Origin of the sequence: Campylobacter sp. CFSAN093241, assembly GCF_012889595.1 — a bacterium.
Lineage (GTDB): Bacteria > Campylobacterota > Campylobacteria > Campylobacterales > Campylobacteraceae > Campylobacter_D > Campylobacter_D jejuni.
This window is the reverse complement of sequence record NZ_CP040612.1, coordinates 1-21843: the sequence shown is the minus strand read 5'-3', so window position 1 is coordinate 21843 and position 21843 is coordinate 1. Positions and strand designations below refer to the sequence as shown.

Below are 21843 nucleotides of genomic sequence, written 5' to 3'. Positions count from 1 at the left end.
ACTAGGACTTATATTTAATCTTATCTTTAAATCCTGCTTTTTCAAAACCTCTTAAACGAAGCAAACAACTATCGCACTCCCCACAAGCTTCATCTTCACTCTCATAACAAGACCAAGTAAGTTCTAAAGGTACATTTTCTTTTAAGGCTAGTTCTACAATTTTAGCTTTGTTTAGTCTAACAAGCGGAGTTTTTATACAAACTTTGAAATTCTTACTCGTACCTTCATTGATAAATTCTTGTGCCTTTTGTATAAACTCATCAGTACAGTCAGGATAACCACTGCCATCTTCTTCTACCACCCCTATAAAAATACTCTCACAATTTTCCTTTTCAGCCAAAGATCCTGCTATACTTAAGAAAATTCCATTGCGAAAAGGCACATAAGTGATAGGTGGAGTATCGCTTGTACAAAGCTCATTTTTAGGGATGTCTATACTTTTATCGGTTAAGGCATTGCCCCCTATATCCTTGATAAAACTCACATCTAAAATATAAGATTTTTCTACTTTTAAAGCCTTGCAAATTTGCTTAAAACATTCTTTTTCTTTTTCTTGAGTGCGTTGTTCATAGTCAAAATGCAAAGCGATGATTTCATAACCTTCTTTTTTGGCCAGATAAGCACACAAAGTACTATCCATACCGCCACTTATGATACAAAGTGCTTTTTTACTCATTTTTATCCTTAAATTTGCTATAATTTCACAATTTTAACGAAAATTTTTAAATTTAAATTGCAAAAAAGGCAAAAGCATGATAAACATAAAACTCATAGAACACATTTTTAAAGCCGCTTCTATCAGTCGTTGGAATGATTATCCAAGAATGGCAAATTTGGTTGAACTTGACAAACAAGCTCATAAATTCATCATCGCATATTTTATCGCTAAAATGGAAAAAGATGTGGATATGAGAGTGATTATAGAAGGGGGAATTTTTGAGTTTTTAAGTCGTGTTGTGGTAACTGATATACGCCCTGATGTGTATCATGAAATCGTGCGTCAAAAAAAAGCTGAAGTTAATGCTTGGGTTTTAAGCAAAATCGAACCTATGATAGAAGATATAGAAGATGGGGAATTTCTAAAGCGTTTTGAAGCGTATTTAAATGGTAATGCTTATGCTAAAGAAAGACTTATCTTAAAAGCAGCTTCATATTTTGCTACAAGATGGGAATTTAACATAGTTTATCAAACCTCAGCTTTTTTAAATGATATTGATGAGATTAAAAACAAAGTTGAAGAAGAATTAGAAGATTACTATGAGCTTATAGGAGCTAGAAAAATCGCTTTAAATCAAAAAATAGCCAAAATTATTGATCTTAGCGGAAGACTTCGCTTTCAAAAACGTTGGGCTCAAACTCCACGCATACCAGAAACCGCGGTTTTAGGACATATGCTTGTGGTGGCGATTTTAGGATATTTTTACTCACTAAAAATCAAGGCTTGCGATAAAAGACTTGAGAATAATTTTTATTGTGCTTTGTTTCATGATTTGCCAGAGTCTTTAACACGTGATATTATCAGCCCTGTAAAATACGGCATTGATGGACTTCATGATATCATAAATGATTATGAAATGAAACTTATTAATGAAAGAATTTTACCCTTTGTACCTGAGGGTTTAAGGGCTGAGTTTTCTTATATTTTAGGCATTAGAGAAGGTAGAAACGGTGAGTCAAATTTTGTAAAAAATGAGTTTGAAAATCGCACTTATAAAAATGCTAAAATCGAGCTTTGCAGCGGAAGTTTAAGCTCTTTTAATGAAAATGAATTTGGTGCTATAGATGGTAAGGCGCTTAAATACTGCGATAAAATTGCTGCTTATATAGAAGCAGGACTTAGTATAAGTTATGGTGTAAAGTCTAAAGAACTTGAAAGTGGTTTTTTAGGAATGCATGAGTTTTTTAAAGAAAATCCTACCATAGATGGGGTGAATTTTTTTGAAATTTGCGAAAGTTTAAGAGAATATTTTAAAATTTAAATAAGATTTTTATACTCCTATTTTCAATATGTTTTAAATAAAAATATTATAAATTCAAATTTTATTTTGTATAAAACATAAAGGAGTTATTATGAAAAAATACTTTCAAAAGCGCTATACTTTAGCCTTTTTTATAGGTATATTAGCGGGTATTTTCGGAGCTATTGTTAAATGGGGTTGGGAAGTACCTTTTCCTCCAAGAAATCCCAATGTTTTTTGGCCAGCAGATGCTTTAGAACGTGTTACTCCACCTAAAATTTTTCTAGAACAACTAGGCTTACCTACTGATTGGACTTATATGTTTTCAGGTATGCAAATGCCTTTGTCAATTTTTATAGTACATGTCGGTTTTTCTATTATTTTTGGAGTGGCTTATTGTATGATAGCGGAAAAATGGCACCGTATTACTATGTGGCAAGGTGCAGTTTTTGGATTTTTTGTTTATCTTTTTGCCCATGTTATTATAATGCCTTTAATTGCAGAAGTTCCACCACTTTCTGAAATTCCTTTTGATGAACACCTGTCTGAAATTTTTGGCCATATTGTTTGGCTGTGGGGCATGGAAATAGTTCGTAGAGATATAAGAAATCGTATAACCAAAGAAATAGAAGAATGAAAGGAAGCCTTTCATTCCATATCTAAAACCGCACCTTTACTAGCATTGCTAACAAGTTTTTGATACATTCTAAGCCATCTTGAAGACACCTCTTTTTGAGGCAATGCAAATTCTTTTTTACGTTTAGCAATTTCTTCTTCACTTACATTTGCATGGATAGTATAAGCATCTACATCAATTTCTATTTCATCTCCATCTTTTAAAAGTCCTATAAGACCACCTTCAGCTGCTTCAGGGGAAATATGACCGACGCTTAAACCCCTTGTAGCCCCACTAAAACGACCATCGGTGATTAAAGCTACATCAGCACCTAAACCCATACCCATTAAAAGTGAAGTAGGACTTAACATTTCTTGCATACCAGGACCCCCTTTTGGACCTTCATAGCGTATTACACAAACATTTCCTTTTTGCACCTTGCCTTTAATAATGCCTTTTATAGCTTCATCTTGAGAGTTAAAACAAACAGCTTTGCCTTTAAATTTTCTTTCTCCGATTATTCCTGCGGTTTTTATAACGCAACCTTGCTTGGCTAAATTTCCAAACAAAATGGCAAGCCCACCTACTTTTGAGTAAGCATTATCTACTTTACGAATGATATTTTCATCTTTGATTTTGGCATTTTTTAAGCGTTCTTTGAGACTTTCTCCTGTAATGGTCAGTGCATCAAGTTCTAAAATATGTCCTTGTCTGCTTGAAATTTCAGCCATAACTGCACTCACACCGCCTGCTTTGTGGATATCATCCATATAAACACTATTTAGCGATGGGGCTATTTTTGCTATGTGTGCAACTTTGCTTGAGATGAAATTTAAATCTTTAATATCTAGTGCTACCCCTGCTTCACGCGAAATGGCAAGCATGTGTAAAACTGTATTGCTACTTCCACCCATTGCCATATCTACTACCATAGCATTACGCACAGCTTTTTGAGTGATGATATTACGAATTTTAAAACGTTCATCTAGGGCGATTTCACAAATACGACGCGCTGCTTTTCTTAAAAGCTCTTCTCTTTCTTTACTTAAAGCTAAAATGGTTCCATTGCCTTCTAGTGCTATACCCATAGCTTCGCATAAGGTATTCATAGAATTTGCTGTAAACATTCCCGAACAAGATCCACCACTTGGACAGGCTGAACATTCTATATCTTTAAATTCTTCTTCACTAATTTTTTTGGATTCATAAGCCCCTACAGCTTCAAAAACAGAGCTAAGGCTGATCTTTTCTCCTTTTTTGGTTACTCCTGAAGCCATAGGCCCACCACTTACAAAAATGGTTGGAACATTGACCCTTAAAGCTCCCATTAACATACCAGGAGTAATTTTATCGCAGTTTGGAATACAGATTAAAGCATCAAGTTGATGAGCATTCATCACCGTTTCAATAGAATTTGCGATAAGTTCACGACTTGGTAAAGAATAAAGCATACCTTCATGTCCCATAGCTATACCATCATCTACGCCTATGGTATTAAACTCAAAAGGTACGCAACCATTTTTGCGTATCTCATCTTTAATGATTTTAGCATAATCATTTAAAAAATAATGCCCTGGGATTATATCTATATAGCTATTTGCTACACCTATAAAAGGTTTGTCAAAATCTTCATCTTTCAAACCACAAGCACGAAGTAAAGAACGATTAGGTGCTCTTAAATGTCCTTTTTTTATCGCATCGCTTCTCATTGTAACTCCTGATAATAATTTTTTAAAATTATATTTAGCAAAGCTTAATTTTTGTGAAATTTATTTTGATATACATTTTCATAAATGATAAAAATTATTAATTGACAAAAATATTTTTTTATAATACAATACTTTTTGATAATCAAAAAAGGAGTCAAAATGAGACAATATGAAACCTATAAATGCCAAAAATGTGGCAATGAAGTAGAAGTTCAAAATGTAGGTGGCGGTAAGCTTAGTTGTTGTGGTGAAGAAATGAAATGTATCACTACAGATTTAACTGTAGTAAATTTAATGAAAGCTTTTGCAGGCGAATCTATGGCAAGAAACAAATACGATTTATTTGCTGATGTAGCTGAAGAAGAAGGTTGGCATGCGGTTGCTAGACATTTTAGAGAAGCGGCTGAAAATGAAAAATGGCATGCAAGAGCAGAATTTAAAGCTTATCATGAAATCGTTGATGGCAAACCTTTAGAAGTAACTACAAAAAACCTAGTAACTGCTGCAGAAGGTGAAAACTATGAGCACACAACTATGTATCCAAATTTTGCAAAAATCGCTGAAGATGAAGGCAAAAAGGCTATAGCGAGATTATTTACAGCTATTGGTAAAGTAGAAATCGAACACGAAAGAGAATATCTAGCGCTTAAAAAAATGCTCGAAGAAGAAGAATTTTTTAATAGTGAAGTAGAAGAATTATGGGTTTGTGAAGTATGCGGACATATACATCGTGGCAAAAAAGCTCCAGCAGCCTGTCCTTTATGTAAAGCACCAAAAGAGTATTTTAAACGCGAATTTTTGGGTTAAGTTAAGAAATTCTTATCCTTTTTAAGATAATATTATAATTATTTTTTAATAAAAGGATAAGAAAATGAAAAAATTACTATTTTTATTTTTTGCTTTAACGGCTTTTCTCTTTGGTGCTGTAAATATCAACACTGCAACACTAAAAGAATTAAAAAGTTTAAATGGTATTGGCGAAGCTAAAGCTAAAGCGATTTTAGAATACCGCAAAGAAGCAAATTTTACAAGTATTGATGATCTTAAAAAAGTTAAAGGCATAGGTGATAAGCTTTTTGAAAAAATCAAAAATGATATCACAATAGAATAAAAGGGCATTTTTGCCCTTCTTTTTAGAAAAATTTGAAAACTTTATTTGACACAAAAGAACTTTTAAACGAATTTGATATAAATTTAATCGGTATTGATGAAGCAGGACGCGGTGCTTTAGCAGGTCCTATGATGATGGCAGCTTGCAAACTGAACAAACAACTTGATGGGTTGTGTGATTCTAAAAAACTAAGCGAAAAAAAACGCGAAGAACTTTATGAAATCATCATCAAAAATTCAAACTATCTCATACTTGCTTTTTCTTCAGAACAAATCGACGCACTAGGCTTAAGCACTTGTTTAAAAAAAGGCTTAAAACTTATAAAAAAGCATTTTAAAACAGAAAATAACTTCTTATATGATGGAAACACCAACCTAGGTATAAACGGGATAAAAACACAAATCAAAGCCGACACTAGCATTTTGCAAGTAAGTGCAGCTAGCATACTCGCAAAAGTTAGTAAAGATAGAGTGATGAATTTCTTAGCTAAAGACTTTCCTTGTTATGAATTTGAAAAAAACAAAGCCTATGGCACAAAAGCTCATAAAGAATTTATAGCTAAATTTGGAATTTGCAAACTCCACCGAAAAAGTTTTAAACTTTTATGATTATTTTGCTAAATTTTGATGCAAACTCAAAGCACATTCTATACCATCTTTTATAGCCCAAACAACTAAAGATTGTCCTTTTCTAGCATCTCCACAAGCAAAGATTTTTTTATGAGTGGTTTGGAAATTTTCTGTGCTTATGTTGTTTTTCTCATCTAATTTCACTCCAAAATTTTTAGAGATAGCTTCTTCGCACCCGCTAAAACCCATAGCTAAAAGCACTAAATCCGCTTTATAAGTTTTTTTAGAATTTGAAATTTCGACATTTATAGCTTTGCCTTCTTTAAACTCGCGTTTTAAATCATTTGCTTCAACACCTTCTACATGAGTTTTTCCTAAAAATTTCTTTGTCATTTTTTGATATTCCCTAGGATCTTTGCCATATACAGCAATGGCTTCTTCTAAACCATAATCAGTAGTAAAAATGTCAGCTTTTAAAGGCCAAGGATTGTTTTGGCTTCTTTGCAAAGGTCTTTTTGGACTTCTTTCAAAACGCACTATAGATTTAGCCCCTTGTCTTGTCGCTACAGCGATACAATCCACACTTGTATCCCCGCTTCCTATAACCAAGACATTTTTACCTTTGGCCATATCTGCACCCTTGCCTGTTTTTAACAAAGTTTTGGTATTTTGCGTTAAAAAATCAAGAGCAAATTCAACCCCTTTTAGCTTTCTACCTTCTATATCAAGATCTATAGGCTTACTTGCTCCTGTACAAAGCACCAAAGCATCAAATTCTTTTAGAAGTTTTGAAACCTTATCTTTGCTGTCTATATTTTCATTCACTTTAAATTCAATCCCACTTTTTTTAAGCAAATCCACCCGTCTTTGAACTATACTTTTATCAAGCTTCATATCAGGGATGCCATACATCAAAAGTCCGCCTATTTTATCGCTTCTTTCAAAAACACTTACTTTATAACCTAGTGAATTTAAAGTATTGGCACAAGCAAGCCCAGCAGGCCCACTTCCTATGACAGCGATTTTTTTGCCATTGTATTGCTTAGGTTTATTTACTCTTACTAAATTTTCCTTAAAAGCATTTTCTATAATGGATAATTCATTATTTTTTATGCTCACACTAACACCATTTATCGCACACACACAAGAATCCTCACAAGGAGCAGGGCAAACACGACCGGTAAATTCAGGAAAAGGATTGGTAAGATCAAGTCTTTCATAAGCTTCTTTCCATAAAGAACGATAAACAAGATCGTTCCATTCAGGAATGAGATTGTTTAAAGGACAGCCCACATCTTTTCCTTCGCTCATCACACCCGTATGACAAAAAGCTACCCCACAATCCATACATCGTCCACCTTGAACTTCTTGTTCTTTTTTATCCAAAGGTATAGTAAATTCTTTGAAATTTAAAACCCTTTCCTTAGGAGCAATTTTTTTAAAATCCATTCTTTTAAAGTCTAAAAAACCTCTTGCATTTCCCATTTTTACTCCTTATTTAATATACTTTTTAGCTTGTCTATAATAATTTTTTTTCTTTCTTCTATAAAATTATTAAAATTTTCCAAAGATAAATCAACATCAGGAATTAAGTGTTTTCCTAAAAATTCCTTTCTATTTCCATTACATTTTTCATTTACCCATTGCTTTAAAGGTTTGTTATTTTTAGATTCATTTTCATTTGCATCAAGCATTTGTAAATTTGGTAAAGAATCATAAATATTAAAAGAAATACAATTATCTGTAGCTTTATAAAGTTTTTCATATTCTTTATATGCGGACTCTGGATGCAAATGATCTTTATGAAAATTATTATTTTTATAATCTAAATTTGGATAAAGTAAAGATAACACAGCAAACGCTTCAGGACTATTTTTACGGCATTCTATGACATTATTTTCTAAATATTCTTCATCTATTGTTTGTATATATTTTGCCTCTTTTTCAATTTCTTCCAATGGAAATAATTCTATTTCTCTATCAAAAAAGCCACTATTTTGCTTAAAATCTTTAATAAAAGCTTTACGCATGTTAGACAATACCGTATCACTACTTCCACCAAAAGGCTTTAAAATAATTGCCCTTAACAACCATTTTTTTATTATAGCTCTATTTTCATTACACTTGACAGAATCTACTATATTATTTGTCAAATTTTTATGATAAATAAAATATAAAATGGGTAAAATAGCATTATTTGATGAAAGTGTTTTTGCTTCAAATCCAAAACTTCTAAGCAATCTAAATGTTTCAATAAAAGCATTTTTTATGCCTTCCCATTTAGCTTCTATGGATTCTATAAAATTTTTATCAAAACTATTGATTTGAAATTTAATATTGTTATGGAATAAATATAAAAATCCTTTAAGGATTAAATCTTTAGAGATATCGAAATTTTCATTAATTTTATCTACAAGATTATTTATTTCTGTTCTTGCATCAATTTTATTCCAATTTGCAATAGCAATACTAAATAAAATATCAGAATAATCAAGAGGCTCACCATTTGAATTAATTCTAATAAAAATATTAACCGCTTTATCTGGATCTTGTTCTTCTTCTAAATAGAAATTAATTAAATTCTTATCAAATATCTTTTGATGCAATAGATCTAATCTATCTTCTTCATTTTCGTTTAAATTAAATTCTTTTGCTATTTTTCTTACTCTTCCTGAATCATATTGATATAAATACTGACACTTAAACCATTTTTGCTGATATTTATCAATATAAATATTTTGTTCTTTTGTTTCTAATTTATCAAGCCATAAAAATTCATATTCAATATTTTCATTTTCTGGTTTCTTGCTTTGAGTGAGATTAAAATAAAAATGACAAATTTTAAAATATCTATCATTGTTCTCCCATTTATTATATGATCTGTGAATATCATAATTTCCAAACAAAGCAAAATAAAGCGAAGTTAATCTTTGTTGTCCATCTAAAATCGCATAAAAATCTTTATGGTTTGAGGTGTTAAAATAATCATTATGCGTATGATACGATTCACGATAATATTCTAAAAATCTATAAAATTTCCAAGCTGTCTTGCTTTCATCTTTTACTTTCCAAAAAAGCATAGAACTTATAGGATATCCTCGTATTAGTGAATCAAATAATTCTTCTATCTGCCAAGGCTCCCAAACATACTCTCTTTGAAATGCTGGAAGTAAATATTCATTGTTTTTTATTCTTTGCATTGCTTCATTAATTGTTATTGGTGATTGAAATCCTGCCATTTTTACTCCTTATTTTTGTGTGATTTTCAAAAATGCTGCTAAATTTGGATCTTTTTCATTTTTACAAAGATCAAGCATTTTTAACATCTTTTCATAATCTCTTGGCATGACTTTAAAAAAGTCTTTTTTATCGAATTTTTCTAAAATATCTTTAGCCTTTTTAGAATCTGTATAAGTGATATGTTTTTCTATCACAGCTTTTAATTCTTTTTCATCCTTAGCATTAAGATCTTTAATATCCACAAGCTCGGTATTTACATGAGCTTCATTGTGTCTTCCAAAGATATAAACAACGCCCCCACTCATACCAGCAGCGAAATTCGCACCCACATCTCCAAGAACTACAACTTGTCCACCTGTCATATATTCACAACCATGCACGCCTGTTCCTAAAACCACAGCCAAAGCCCCTGAATTTCTTACACAAAATCTTTCCCCTGCTATACCATCTAAATACACTTCACCTTTTGTAGCTCCGTATAAACAAGCATTTCCTGCGATGATATTTTCTTCAGGTGAAAAAGTGGCTTCATTTGAAATTTTTGCTATGATTTTACCACCACTTAAACCCTTGCCTAAATAATCATTGCTATCGCCTATAATCTCAAGTTTAATACCCTTTAACAAAAACGCTCCAAAGCTATTGCCTGCATTGCCTATAGCTTTGATATGGATACTATCTTCATCTAAAGCATCTTTTCCATAAGTTTTTAAAATTTCACTTGAAAGCATAGTTGCAAAAGTACGACTTTGATTTCCTACTTCTAAAGAAAGTTTGATAGGCTCTTTTTTCTCCACAGCATTTTTACAAAGTGGTAGTAAAATTCTATAATCAATCGTTTTTTCAAGTTTATTGTCTTTATAATCTTTAAAATGCACAGCGGTTCTATTATAAGTAGGCAAGGATTTTAAAATTTTATCTAAATTTAGCTTTCCTGCTTTACCTTGCACACTTTTTTGGCGGAGTTTATCCACGCGACCTATCATATCATCTAGGCGTTCAAAACCAAGCCTTGCCATGTATTCTCTAAGCTCCTCAGCTATAAAATACATGAAATTAATCACATCATCTACTTTGCCTTTGAAACGATCTCTAAGTTCTGTATCTTGAGTGGCTATACCAAAAGGACAGGTATTTAGATGACAAACTCTCATCATTGTACAACCTAAAACAATCAAAGGAGCGGTTGCAAAACCAAATTCTTCAGCTCCTAAAAGTGCTGCTATGGCTAAATCACGCCCATTCATAAGCTTTCCATCAGTTTCTAATCTTACCCTATCTCTAAGCTTATTTAAGATCAAAGTTTGATGCGTTTCAGCTAAGCCTAACTCCCAAGGAATTCCAGCATGCGGTATAGAAGTTCTAGGACTTGCACCCGTACCTCCATCATAACCTGAAACAAGGATTAAATTCGCGCCTGCCTTAGCCACACCTGCAGCAACCGTTCCTATGCCATTTTCGCTTACAAGTTTTACTGAAATTTTAGCGTCTTTGTTCGCATGTTTTAAATCATAAATGAGTTGAGCCAAATCCTCAATAGAATAAATATCATGATGAGGAGGTGGGGAAATAAGCGTCACACCTGCAGTAGAATGTCTAGCCTTAGCTATCCAAGGATAGACTTTAAAGCCCATTAATTGTCCGCCCTCACCTGGTTTTGCACCTTGAGCGACTTTGATTTGAATTTCTTTTGCATGACTTAAGTAGTTTAAATCCACGCCAAAACGCCCACTTGCTACTTGCTTAATGGCTGAGTTTTTATCCACACCCTCTTTGATTTCATAGCGTTCTTCATCCTCGCCACCTTCACCTGAATTTGATTTAGCACCTATTTTATTCATAGCCTGTGCTAAACACTCGTGCGCTTCTTTAGAAATAGAACCATAACTCATCGCCCCTGTTCTAAAGCGTTTAACTATACTTTCTACACTTTCAACCTTATCTATACTGATAGCTTCACTAAAATCAAATTCCATCAAAGAACGCAAATTAACTTGTTTTTCATCTACTAAAGCCGAGTATTTTTTAAAGCTTTTATAGTCTTTGTTGCGACAGGCTTGCTGAAGATTAAAAATCACAAGCGGATCAATTAAATGTTCTTCTTTAGCACTTCTAAAACCATGAATTCCTTTAGAATCTAAAGCCTTATGTGTATCGTTAAAAGCATGTTTGTGTAAAGCAATGAGTTCTTTTTCAAAATCTTCTAAATCCATACCTTCAATGCGTGAAGTTGTAGAAGTGAAGTATTTATCAATCACCTTAGAGCTTAAGCCTAGACATTCAAAAAGTGCAGAGCCATTATAACTTTGCAAGGTAGAAACCCCCATTTTAGAAGCAATTTTGACTATACCACTTGAACTTGCCTTGATGAAATTTTCTACCGCCTTTTCATAACTTAAATTTAAATCTTTATTGGCAATGAGTTTTTGTATACTCTCATAAACCAAATAAGGATTAATAACAGTTGCACCATAACCTAAAAGACATGCAAAATGATGAATTTCTCTAGGTTCACCACTTTCGATGATAAGACTTGTATGTGTTCTTAAATTTTTTCTTACTAGATGATTATGCACTCCAGAAACAGCAAGCAAAGCAGGGATATAAGCGTTTTTTTCATCCACTCCTTTATCGCTTAAAATGATAATAGAAACACCTTTTTTAACCTCATCTTCTATCTTAACGCAAAGTTCATCTAAAGCCTTTTCTAAAGTTTTTTTAGAATAATCATAAAGTATAGAAAATTCTTTAACTTGAAATTTATTTAAAGCCTTAACTTCAAAAAGTTCTTCATTGCTTATCACAGGCAAGGCTATTTTTACGCGTTTTGCATTGTTTTCATCGGGTTTTAATAAATTGCCTTCGCTTCCTAGATAAATCCTTGTAGAAGTAACAATCTCTTCTCTTATGGCATCAAGAGGAGGATTAGTTACTTGTGCAAAAAGTTGTTTAAAATAATTATACAAAGGTTGATAAGTTTTAGAAAGTATAGCCAAAGGAGTATCTACACCCATAGCTGCTATAGCTTCTTTACCATTTTGAGCCATAGCAGCCACGCTCATTTTAAGCTCATCATAACTCCAACCAAAAGCTTTTTGAAGTTTTAAAACCTCATCTTCTTTTAAAAACTGATGTTTATAAACTCCGCTTTTTTGTTTTTCAAGTTCAACTAAATTTTTAAGCCATTTTTTATAAGGCTTAGCATTAGCATAATGCTCTTTGATTTCATTATCAGCTATAACCCTACCTCTTGCTGTATCAACGAGTAAAAGTTTTCCAGGTTCTAAGCGTTTTTTAGCTTTGATATTTTTTTCATCAAGTTTTAAAGCCCCTGTTTCACTTGAAAGTATGAGCATATCATCTTTTGTAAGATAATACCTTGAAGGACGAAAACCATTTCTATCCAAACTCGCCCCCATAATCACTCCATCAGTAAAAACTATAGCAGCAGGTCCATCCCAAGGCTCCATCAATAAAGAATGATATTCATAAAAAGCACGCTTTTTGCTTTCCATATTTTCATTTTTATGCCAAGGTTCTGGCACCATCATCATAAAAGCTTCTTCTAAAGTGCGACCATTTAGAGCTAAAAATTCTAAAGTATTATCAAACATTGCAGAATCACTGCTAGGCTTAGCTATGATAGGAAAAATTTCATCTAAATTTTCAAAATACTCACTTTGCATCAAGCCTTCTCTAGCTCTTATGCTATCAACATTTCCGCGTATGGTATTAATCTCTCCATTATGCACCATATAACGGTTTGGATGGGCTCTTTCCCAACTTGGGAAGGTATTAGTCGAAAAGCGAGAATGCACCAAAGCGATGGCTGATTTCATATTGACATCTTTAAAATCAAGATAAAAATCGCTCAATTGAGTTGAAAGAAGCATTCCTTTATAAACTATGGTGCGTGAAGAAAAACTTGAAAAATAAAATTTTGGCACATTAATAGCTCTTTTTTCTATAAGTCGACGCGTACTATAAAGCACTCTTTCAAACTCAAGTCCTGCACTTATTTTACTTGGTTTTTTCACAAAGGCTTGTAAAAAATAAGGCATAGCTTTTAAAGCACTTGCACCTATATCGCTAGGATTAAAAGGCACTTCTCTAAAACCTAAAAATTCAAGTTTTTTATCCTTTAAACCTTGTAAAAATATTTCTTTTGCTTCTTCTTTTGCATCAGTATTGGGTGATAAAAACATCTGTGCTACAGCATAATCACCCTTTTTAGGAAGTTCAAAACCCAATTCTTGAGTTTTAAAAAAATCATGTGGAATTTGGATTAAAATCCCCGCCCCATCACCTGAATTTTCTTCAGCTCCTGCACCACCTCGGTGTTCAAGATTCATCAAAATTTCTAAAGCATCACAAATAACCTTATAAGAAGCAATACCGCGTATATTAGCAACTGCAGCGATACCACAGGCATCGTGTTCGTTCTTTGGGTGATATAAACCTATGCTTTGATTATTTTCTAGGATATTTTCTAAATCCATTTTGCTCTCCTTATAAGACTGATTTAAATTTTGTTAGCTTTATAAGGATTATAGCATACATTTTTTTAAAATCGATATAATTTTTATCTTAAAAATAAATAAATTAAAAAATATTTTGATAGATTTGCAAAAATTATAAAAACATGGCGATAATACTACCCAAAATCAATAATGGACCATTATAAAAAATAAAAGTTGGTATGCAAGTATCTTTAATGTGATCGTGTTGTTTATCAGCATTTAATCCTACAGTAGTTCCCATGGTTGTTTCACTGGCTGGACTTCCTGCATCTCCTAAAGCTCCTGCTACTCCTAAGATAAATATAATAAGTGCTGTACTAAAACCAAGTTCCAAACAAATAGGACAAAAAAGCGTAGCTATGATAGGTATAGTTCCAAAAGAAGTACCTATACCCATAGTGATGATAAGTCCTATTAAAAGCATGAAAAATACTGCTAAAAATTTACTTTGCTCCATCCAAGGAACGACTGAATTTACAAGATCTACTACTGATCCACTTTCTTTTAAAACTTCTCCATATCCTGCAGCAACAAGGATAACAAAAGCTATAAAACCCATCATTTTAAGCCCATCATCAAAAACTTCATTGACTTTTGAAAATTCAACTCCACCCAAAATAACCATTAAAACAAAACCCAAAAGCCCTGATAAAGGTAAATTCATAGTCAAAATTTGCAAAATTAAAGTTAAAACAAGCCCAGCTAAAACACCCCATTCTTTACGCGTCATTTCAAGATTTTCTAAATCCACTTTAGCAATTTCTACTTCTTGATACTCTCTTGACTTACGATAAAACACAAAAAGCGCTAGAAAAAGTCCTGCTATCATACAAATAGCAGCGAAATACATAGTATTTGTAACATCATTTAAAGATGCACTTACATTATTTGCATTTAAATTATCTTTTAAAAGATCTTGAAAAGTAAGTCCAAAGCCTACTGGCAAAACCATATAAGGCGTAGTAAGTCCAAAAGTTAAAGCACAAGCAACCGCTCTACGATCGATTTTAAGTTTATTAAAAAGACTTAAAAGAGGTGGAATCAACAAAGGTATAAAAGCTACATGAATAGGAATTAAATTTTGAGAAAAACAAGAAATCAAAGCTATAGACAAAAGCAATAAATATTTTTTATGAGATATAAAATGACTTACTATCTTAATCAAATATGCAGTTAAATTTGTCTTTGAAATCGCTGCGGCAATGGCCCCTAAAAGTATATAGCTAAGAGCTGTTTTTAAATTTTCTTTCATTCCGCTTATAAGTATATTCATAGTATCTACGAGTTCAAGATGAGAAAATACACCTGCAATAAGAGCTGAGATCAAAAGACTCAAAAGCACATTAAAACGAAACAAACAAAGTAAAGTCATCAAAACAACACTGATAATGATAGGATTAGTAAGTAAAGTCAAAATCATTCCTTAAATAATTTTAAAAATTTAATTGTAGAAAAAACTTAGTTAAAATGTAATAAAACTCGAACATATGATGATTTTATTTTAATATGTAAAATTATAAAAATAATTAATTTTTTTAATTTAAATAATTAATTATATTAATTATTTAAATTTTTAAAATTTATAATAAAATAAAAGATTATATAAATATTTAAGGATATTTCAATGAAACAGAACGATCAAAAAGAAAATCGTAGAGACTTTCTAAAAAATATAGGATTTGGTTTATTTGGCATTAGTGTATTGTCAAATTTTTCTTTTGAGAATTTTTTAGGAAGTAAGGCTTTGGCAAAAGAATTGCCTGATTTTAAAATAGAAGGTAAAAAAGATCTTATCTATCATGGTGAAAAACCATTAACAGCAGAAACTGAAATTTATGCTCTTGATTCTGATTTTACTAAACCTGAAAATTTCTTTGTTAGAAATAATGGCTTACCACCAAGCCTAGAAACGATAAAAGAAAGACTTCATAAAGGTTGGACTTTAGAAATCGATGGAGAAAGCATTATCAATAAAAAATCTTACACCATAGAAGATTTAAAAAAGAAATTTAAAACCTATACTTATGCCTTAACAGTTGAATGCGGTGGAAATGGTAGATCCGAAGTTATACCTAGCACAAAAGGAACTCAATGGGGTTATGGTGCAGTAGCTTGCGGTAGATGGACAGGAGTGCGTTTAAAAGATATTTTAAAAGATTGTGGTATCAAAAATGATGCGGTTTATATCGGATATTATGGCATAGATACAAAATTAAATGGTGAAGAAACTTCACCTATTAGTAGAGGAGTTCCTATTTCTAAAGCTTTACAAGATGAAACTCTAATAGCTTGGGCTTATGAAGGCAAAGATATTCCTTTAGTCAATGGCTATCCACTTAGACTTGTTTGTGGTGGTTACCCTGCAAGTACAAGCGGTAAATGGCTTTATAAAATTTCAGTAAGAAATAAAATTCATGATGGTGAAAAAATGGAAGGTTCTTATAAAGTTCCTGTAAATCCGGTAAAACCAGGAGATTTTAACTATAAAGGCGAGATGAAAATCATAGAATCAATGCCTATAAGATCTGTAATTACTAATATCAAAAATGGTTCTGAAATAAAAGCAAATAAAAAATTTGAAGTTAGAGGTAAAGCTTGGGCTGGAGAACTTGAAGTTAGTGAAGTTTATGTAAGCAATGATTATGGGGTAACATGGGCTAAAGCAAAGGTAGAAAAACCATTAAATAGATTAGCATGGCAAAAATGGAGTGCTCAAATATCAATACCAACAAAAGGATATTATGAAATTTGGGCAAGAGCTATCGATAGTCAAGGTAACAGTCAACCTATGGTTTTAGCACAGTGGAATCCAGGAGGATATATCAATAATGCATGCCATAGAGTTAATGTTTATGGAGTTTAAGTATGAAAAAAACTATATTGATCTTAGCATTGTTTTTAAGTGCAAGTTGGGCTCAAAATCTTGAAATTAACCCTGATACAGGATTGATTATCGATCCTGATTCACCTTTAGTGGAAGCAAATTGTTTAGCTTGTCATGGATCCAATCTCATTACCAATATGCATGCAAGTAGAAAAGCTTGGTTAGCAGCTATAAGATGGATGCAAGATAGTGAAGGACTTTGGGAAATAGAACCTGAAGATGAAGAAAAAATTTTAAATTATCTTGAAAAATATTATGGAGAAAAATACGATACAAGAAGAAGAATTCCTCTAGCTATACTCTTACAAAACAAAACTCATTGAAGAAATCATTTCTTCAATGATAAATTTACACATCCAAATGCTTTACATCTTTAGCGTGTGCTTGGATATAATCGCGTCTTGGTTCAACCTCATCACCCATAAAGAGATTAAAGGTATCATTTGCACTTTGTGCATCTTCAATAGTGATTTTTAAAAGTCTTCTTACGCTTGGATCCATTGTGGTTTCCCAAAGTTGCTCAGGATTCATTTCCCCTAAACCTTTATAGCGTTGTATAGTAGCACCTTTTTTAGCATTGGTTTCAACATCTTCAAGAACTTCTAAAATATCTTTATCAAATTCCAAGCCTCTATCTTTAATCTTATCAAAAATATAACTTGCTTCTTCATATAGTGGATGAGTGAAAAGTTCTTCATTGATCACAAGTTCTTCTAAGCCATTTTGAGTTTGAACGAAAGCTCGAATTTCATTTTCATTGATATAATGATTTAAGATATTGTGTCCTTGTGTTTCTAAAAATTGTTTGATTACACTAAATAATTCTTCATTATTTGCTTTAACTAAATTTGAATTTTCTATCATATAGCGTATCACAGAAATCACATTAAAACGCTTTTCAAGATCTTTTAAAATCGCACGATAAGCTGCGACGATTTTTAAATAATCTTTTAAATCATTCATTCCTATACCTTCATAGTTTAAACCTTCTATTCCTGTTTCTATCAGGTATTCGCTCAAAGCTTTTTCATCTTTTAAATAAATTTGCTTTTTAGCTTTTTTATAAAGATATAAAGGTGGTTGTGCTAAATAAATATGTCCATTTGTCACAAGTTCATTCATAAAACGGAAGAAGAAAGTTAAAAGCAAGGTTTGTATATGTGATCCATCAACATCCGCATCTGTCATGATGATGATTTTATGATATCTAAGTTTTGAAAGATCAAAATCTTCACCTATACCACAGCCAAAAGCGGTAATCATATTTTGAATTTGCTCAGATTTTAAAATTTTATCTAATCTTGCTTTTTCAACATTTAAAATTTTACCACGCAAAGGCAGTATAGCTTGGAAAGATCTTTCTCTACCTTGTTTTGCAGAACCTCCTGCAGAATCCCCTTCCACAAGATAAATTTCACTTTCACTTGGATCTTTACTTTGACAATCAGCCAATTTCCCTGGTAAAGTTCCTACGCTTAAACTTTCTTTTTTGCGCGTTAATTCTCTAGCTTTTTTCGCTGCTTCTCTTCCTCTAGCTGCCATTAAAGCTTTATTCATTATAGCTTTAGCTTCGATAGGATTTTCTTCAAAATATTTAGTCAAATACTCAAAACTTGCTTTTGAAACTATAGGACGCACATAAGTTGAACCAAGTTTTCCTTTGGTTTGTCCTTCAAATTGTGGTTCAGGCACCTTTACACTCACAATAGCGATCAAACCTTCACGCACATCATCACCCGTGATTTTATTATCCTTTTCTCTAGCACTTGCATTTGCTTCTATATAGTTACTTATCACACGAGTTAAACCCATTCTAAAACCAGCTTCGTGTGTTCCACCATCTGGAGTTTTGATATTATTTACAAAAGAGAGTAAATTTTCACTATAAGTATCATTGTAAAGCAAAGCTACTTCAACATTCACATCTTCTTCATCTACGCTAAAGAAAATTGCTTTAGTTAAAGCTTCTTTTTTATTTAAGTCTGTAACAAACTGAGAAATTCCACCTTCAAAGTGAAAACTTTCATGTTTGCCTACGCGGTTATCTTTAAAATTTATAGTGATTTTTGGATTTAAGTATGCAAGTTCACGAAATCTTTTAGCCAAAATTTCATAATCAAATTCAGTCACTTCAAAAATTTGATCATCAGGCCAAAATTCTATAGTTGTTCCTGTTTTTTTACTTTTTCCTATCACACCAAATTCACTGATAACTTGACCTTCTGAAAATTCTTGACGATAAATTTCTCCATTTCTTTCAACTGTAGCTACAAGTTTTTTAGAAAGTGCATTTACAACCGAAACCCCAACACCATGCAAACCGCCTGAAACTTTATAAGTATCTTTATCGAATTTTCCCCCTGCATGTAGGACAGTTAAAACAACAGTTAAAGTTGGCATATTTTCAGTTGGGTGCATATCAACAGGAATACCACGACCATTATCACTAACTATACAGCTTCCTTCAGTAGTGATTTCTACATCTATAGTATCACAATGTCCTGCCATAGCTTCATCGATAGAATTATCCACAACTTCATAAATCATATGATGAAGTCCGCCTATGTTTGTATCTCCTATATACATACCTGGGCGTTTTCTAACAGCTTCTAGGCCTTTTAGGACTTTAATATTACTCGCACCGTAATTTTCTTGCATATTTTTCCTTTATCTTTTACTTGTTTTATTACAAAATCATAGGCATGATAATCATTGATAGTCCTTGGGATTTGACTATAAATGCTGAATTAGGTTCATTTACACTTAAAGTGAATTTTTCTTCTTCTATAGAAGTTAAAAAATCAAGTAAATATTTGATTTTTATAGTAAGATTAAATTCTTCACTTACTCCTGTTTGAATTTCAAGTTCTGTTTTTGCTTCCATATTGTCTAAACTTATACCTTCAAAGATGATTTTATCTTTGTTAAAATGAAGTTTCATTTTTTCAGTTACAACGCTGATTTTTTTAAGACTATCTATAAAATCTTCAGTTGAAAAACTGAGTTCTTGTTTGAAAGTTTTTGGTATAACTTTTTCATAATCTGGAAATTTATCATTGATAAGTTTTGTAAAGAATTCAAAATTTTCATTTTTAGCGATAAGCATATTTTGATCATAAAAAATTTCTATTTTTTCATAGAAAAGTTTTTGCATTTCCATAATAGCTTTTTTAGGGATACTAAAACTAAATTCTTGATTATTTGCTTTTTCTAAAGTATAGATTGCAAGGCGTTTTGTATCAGTTCCTACGAAGTTAATTTTATCTGTTTTTATATCTAAAAATGCACCATTTAAGGAGTATTTTGGGTTGTTTGTATCAATACTTGGTAATATCTTTTTAAGAGAACGACTTAAGTCACTTGAATCAATGTCAAATTGGTTTTTTCCTTCTGTATTTGGAAAATTTGGAAAATCTTCATGATTAAACATAGGAAGTTTGTATTTTGTGCTTTTTTGTCTTATAAATAAAAAATTATCAATGGTTTCTAAAACAACTTCTTCATTGTTTAAGCTTTTAATAACATCTGCAATACTTTTTGCATTTGCAGTAGCAAAACCACTTGATTCTACGCGGATTTTTTTTATCTTATAGTTGATACCTATTTCATAATCACTAGCTCTAATAAGAAGTTTATCTTCATCAGCATGAAAAAAAAGATGAGAAGTAATGGTGCTTGAGTCTTTTTTTTCTACATAAGCATTACATAAAATCACTGCAGATTCTAAAGTATTTTTATTGATACTTAACTTCATTTTTTCTCCTTGGTTTATTTTAATTTTAAATTCGTTGTAATAATAAGCTTGTTGAAATTGTGAAATTTTTCAAAGCAAAATAATCAAATTTGTATTTTATCATACTTTGCTTAATTTCTTTTTTTCACACTCTAGAATTTATTTTTCACATCCTTTCACTTAACTTTGACTTTTAACAAGAATTTTGTTTTTAAGTTCTTCGATTTTTGCTTTTAAAGAAGCATCATTTTCTATCATTTCTGTGATTTTTTTAACATTATGTGAAATAGCTGTATGATCTTTCATTTCAAAATAATTCGCAAGTTGTGGCATAGTCAAAGCCGTAAGTGCCCTAGCTAGGTAAATCACAATGCGTCTTGCTGTGACTATATTTTGAGTTTTTTTATTGGATTTCACATCGCTTGGTTTGATGTTAAATTCTTTACATACCAAAGATAAAATGTCATCTATAGTGATATTTTCTTTCTTTTCTTTGATATGATCTTTCATCACACTTTTGGCAAGTTCGAGTGTGATTTCTTGTCCTAGTATGGTTGCATAAGCATTTAAACTTATGATGATACCTTCGATTTCTCTTATATTATCCCCTAAAGAAGTAGCGATATAGTTTATAATATCATTAGAAAGATTGATATCGTTAAATTCACATTTTTTTCTTATGATGGCTATTTTTGTATCTAGTTGAGGTGGAGTTATATCAGCTATGATCCCATGTGCAAAACGACTTTTTAAGCGTTCGGTTATACCTTTTAGCATGTTGGGTGGATTGTCTGAAGTCATGATGATTTGTCCATCGTTATTTTTGATTTCATTAAATATAAAGAAAAATTCTTCTTGAATTTTATCGGTTTTTCCTAAAAACTGTACATCATCTATAAGTAAAACATCGCAGTTTCTATACTTTTCATGAAATTTATCTAAAGAACCATTTTTTAAATTTGAAGTAAAATCGTTGATGAAATTTTCACTGGTAGCGTAAATAACTTTTTTTCCCATTTCTAAGCTTGCATTTCCAACTGCTTGAAGTAAATGTGTTTTTCCAAGTCCTGTAGGTCCATAAACAAAGATTGGATTATAAAGTTTTCCAAGTTTGTCTTTATGTGCTATGGCTTTACATGCTCCATAAGCGTATTTGTTAGAATCCCCTACAACAAAACTTTCAAAAGTAAAAGAAGGATTTAAAATCGTGCTTTGTGCTTTTATATGAGCTATGTCGATTTTTGTGCTTTTGTTGCTTTGTTTAGCACTTTGTGCTTGTATATTTATGATGGCTTTATTTCCGCTTTGCACTTCATAAAAATGCGCGATTTTTTTGCCGTATTTTGTTTGTATGAATTTAGCCATGAGTTCATTTGGAGCATTAAAAACTAAAAGATCTGCTTTGCTTTGTTTTTCGTTGAATTTTAAATTTGATAAATAGTTTTCGTATTCGTTTTCACTTAATTCTTTTTTTAAATTTTCAAGTATTTGGCTTGGATTCAT

General features: G+C 31.8%; 16 protein-coding genes. 7 read left to right on the top strand and 9 right to left on the bottom strand.

The features are described 5' to 3' along the window. Position 1 precedes the first annotated feature (1 nt). A complete protein-coding gene (gene queC / locus FBE96_RS00080; RefSeq protein WP_002779268.1) occupies positions 2-676 on the bottom strand; it encodes a 7-cyano-7-deazaguanine synthase QueC in 675 nt (224 codons plus the stop codon). A 76-nt stretch (positions 677-752) separates the two neighbouring features. Between queC and FBE96_RS00075 the strand changes: the two genes are divergently transcribed. Together FBE96_RS00075 and FBE96_RS00070 are read left to right on the top strand one after the other, a co-directional pair. Then, positions 753-1979: an HD domain-containing protein gene (locus tag FBE96_RS00075; protein ID WP_002853125.1), complete on the top strand. Its 1227-nt coding sequence runs from the start codon at positions 753-755 to the stop codon at positions 1977-1979. Positions 1980-2070: 91 nt separating this feature from the next. After that, entirely contained in the window at positions 2071-2595 is a 525-nt protein-coding gene (locus tag FBE96_RS00070; protein ID WP_002853079.1) for a YagU family protein, read from the top strand. Between the two features lie 11 nt (positions 2596-2606). Here the strand turns inward: FBE96_RS00070 and ilvD are convergent, their stop codons facing one another. Continuing rightward, positions 2607-4283, bottom strand: coding sequence for a dihydroxy-acid dehydratase (gene ilvD / locus FBE96_RS00065; RefSeq protein ID WP_002853088.1), 1677 nt, complete (start codon positions 4281-4283; stop codon positions 2607-2609). A 159-nt stretch (positions 4284-4442) separates the two neighbouring features. Here ilvD and FBE96_RS00060 point away from each other — a divergent pair, with 159 nt between their 5' ends. The 3 genes from FBE96_RS00060 to FBE96_RS00050 all read left to right on the top strand — a co-directional run bounded on the left by FBE96_RS00060 (position 4443) and on the right by FBE96_RS00050 (position 6002). Further along, the gene (locus FBE96_RS00060; protein WP_002868315.1) at positions 4443-5090 is read left to right on the top strand and encodes a ferritin family protein; all 648 of its coding nucleotides are present in this window, start codon (positions 4443-4445) and stop codon (positions 5088-5090) included. Positions 5091-5154: 64 nt separating this feature from the next. Next, entirely contained in the window at positions 5155-5394 is a 240-nt protein-coding gene (locus tag FBE96_RS00055; RefSeq protein ID WP_002853093.1) for a ComEA family DNA-binding protein, read from the top strand. A 32-nt stretch (positions 5395-5426) separates the two neighbouring features. Continuing rightward, on the top strand, positions 5427-6002 hold the full coding sequence (locus FBE96_RS00050; protein WP_002853153.1) for a ribonuclease HII: 576 nt from the start codon (positions 5427-5429) through the stop codon (positions 6000-6002). Here FBE96_RS00050 and FBE96_RS00045 read toward each other — a convergent pair whose 3' ends face one another. From FBE96_RS00045 to FBE96_RS00030, 4 genes are all read right to left on the bottom strand, one after another. After that, entirely contained in the window at positions 6003-7448 is a 1446-nt protein-coding gene (locus tag FBE96_RS00045) for a glutamate synthase subunit beta (protein WP_002868314.1), read from the bottom strand. Positions 7449-7450: 2 nt separating this feature from the next. Beyond that, positions 7451-9202 carry a DUF262 domain-containing protein gene (locus tag FBE96_RS00040; RefSeq protein WP_002853121.1) on the bottom strand — a complete coding sequence of 584 codons (1752 nt, stop codon included), beginning with the start codon at positions 9200-9202 and terminating at the stop codon, positions 7451-7453. Between the two features lie 9 nt (positions 9203-9211). Next, complete coding sequence (gltB, locus tag FBE96_RS00035; RefSeq protein WP_002872068.1) at positions 9212-13702, bottom strand: glutamate synthase large subunit; 4491 nt, start codon at positions 13700-13702, stop codon at positions 9212-9214. A gap of 133 nt (positions 13703-13835) precedes the next feature. Next, a complete protein-coding gene (locus FBE96_RS00030; protein WP_079254422.1) occupies positions 13836-15143 on the bottom strand; it encodes a Na+/H+ antiporter family protein in 1308 nt (435 codons plus the stop codon). A 204-nt stretch (positions 15144-15347) separates the two neighbouring features. On the opposite strand from FBE96_RS00030, the gene FBE96_RS00025 reads away from it, so the two are divergent. Together FBE96_RS00025 and FBE96_RS00020 are read left to right on the top strand one after the other, a co-directional pair. Continuing rightward, entirely contained in the window at positions 15348-16586 is a 1239-nt protein-coding gene (locus tag FBE96_RS00025) for a sulfite oxidase (RefSeq protein WP_002868255.1), read from the top strand. Positions 16587-16588: 2 nt separating this feature from the next. Beyond that, positions 16589-16930: a monoheme cytochrome C gene (locus tag FBE96_RS00020; protein WP_002868256.1), complete on the top strand. Its 342-nt coding sequence runs from the start codon at positions 16589-16591 to the stop codon at positions 16928-16930. A 25-nt stretch (positions 16931-16955) separates the two neighbouring features. Here the strand turns inward: FBE96_RS00020 and gyrB are convergent, their stop codons facing one another. From gyrB to dnaA, 3 genes are all read right to left on the bottom strand, one after another. Continuing rightward, entirely contained in the window at positions 16956-19265 is a 2310-nt protein-coding gene (gyrB, locus tag FBE96_RS00015; RefSeq protein WP_002868257.1) for a DNA topoisomerase (ATP-hydrolyzing) subunit B, read from the bottom strand. Positions 19266-19293: 28 nt separating this feature from the next. Continuing rightward, positions 19294-20361, bottom strand: a complete 1068-nt coding sequence (gene dnaN / locus FBE96_RS00010; RefSeq protein WP_002855594.1) for a DNA polymerase III subunit beta — start codon at positions 20359-20361, stop codon at positions 19294-19296. 159 nt (positions 20362-20520) lie between these two features. Further along, positions 20521-21843, bottom strand: coding sequence for a chromosomal replication initiator protein DnaA (gene dnaA, locus FBE96_RS00005; protein WP_002858822.1), 1323 nt, complete (start codon positions 21841-21843; stop codon positions 20521-20523).

Bases quoted from the DNA above. Each gene is read 5' to 3' on its own strand.
- dnaA (WP_002858822.1), bottom strand. From the start codon at position 21,843: ATGAATCCAAGCCAAATACTTGAAAATTTAAAAAAAGAATTAAGTGAA.
- gltB (WP_002872068.1), bottom strand. From the start codon at position 13,702: ATGGATTTAGAAAATATCCTAGAAAATAATCAAAGCATAGGTTTATAT.
- queC (WP_002779268.1), bottom strand. From the start codon at position 676: ATGAGTAAAAAAGCACTTTGTATCATAAGTGGCGGTATGGATAGTACT.
- FBE96_RS00025 (WP_002868255.1), top strand. From the start codon at position 15,348: ATGAAACAGAACGATCAAAAAGAAAATCGTAGAGACTTTCTAAAAAAT.
- dnaN (WP_002855594.1), bottom strand. From the start codon at position 20,361: ATGAAGTTAAGTATCAATAAAAATACTTTAGAATCTGCAGTGATTTTA.
- FBE96_RS00045 (WP_002868314.1), bottom strand. From the start codon at position 7,448: ATGGGAAATGCAAGAGGTTTTTTAGACTTTAAAAGAATGGATTTTAAA.
- FBE96_RS00020 (WP_002868256.1), top strand. From the start codon at position 16,589: ATGAAAAAAACTATATTGATCTTAGCATTGTTTTTAAGTGCAAGTTGG.
- FBE96_RS00070 (WP_002853079.1), top strand. From the start codon at position 2,071: ATGAAAAAATACTTTCAAAAGCGCTATACTTTAGCCTTTTTTATAGGT.
- FBE96_RS00075 (WP_002853125.1), top strand. From the start codon at position 753: ATGATAAACATAAAACTCATAGAACACATTTTTAAAGCCGCTTCTATC.
- ilvD (WP_002853088.1), bottom strand. From the start codon at position 4,283: ATGAGAAGCGATGCGATAAAAAAAGGACATTTAAGAGCACCTAATCGT.
- gyrB (WP_002868257.1), bottom strand. From the start codon at position 19,265: ATGCAAGAAAATTACGGTGCGAGTAATATTAAAGTCCTAAAAGGCCTA.
- FBE96_RS00040 (WP_002853121.1), bottom strand. From the start codon at position 9,202: ATGGCAGGATTTCAATCACCAATAACAATTAATGAAGCAATGCAAAGA.
- FBE96_RS00055 (WP_002853093.1), top strand. From the start codon at position 5,155: ATGAAAAAATTACTATTTTTATTTTTTGCTTTAACGGCTTTTCTCTTT.
- FBE96_RS00030 (WP_079254422.1), bottom strand. From the start codon at position 15,143: ATGATTTTGACTTTACTTACTAATCCTATCATTATCAGTGTTGTTTTG.
- FBE96_RS00060 (WP_002868315.1), top strand. From the start codon at position 4,443: ATGAGACAATATGAAACCTATAAATGCCAAAAATGTGGCAATGAAGTA.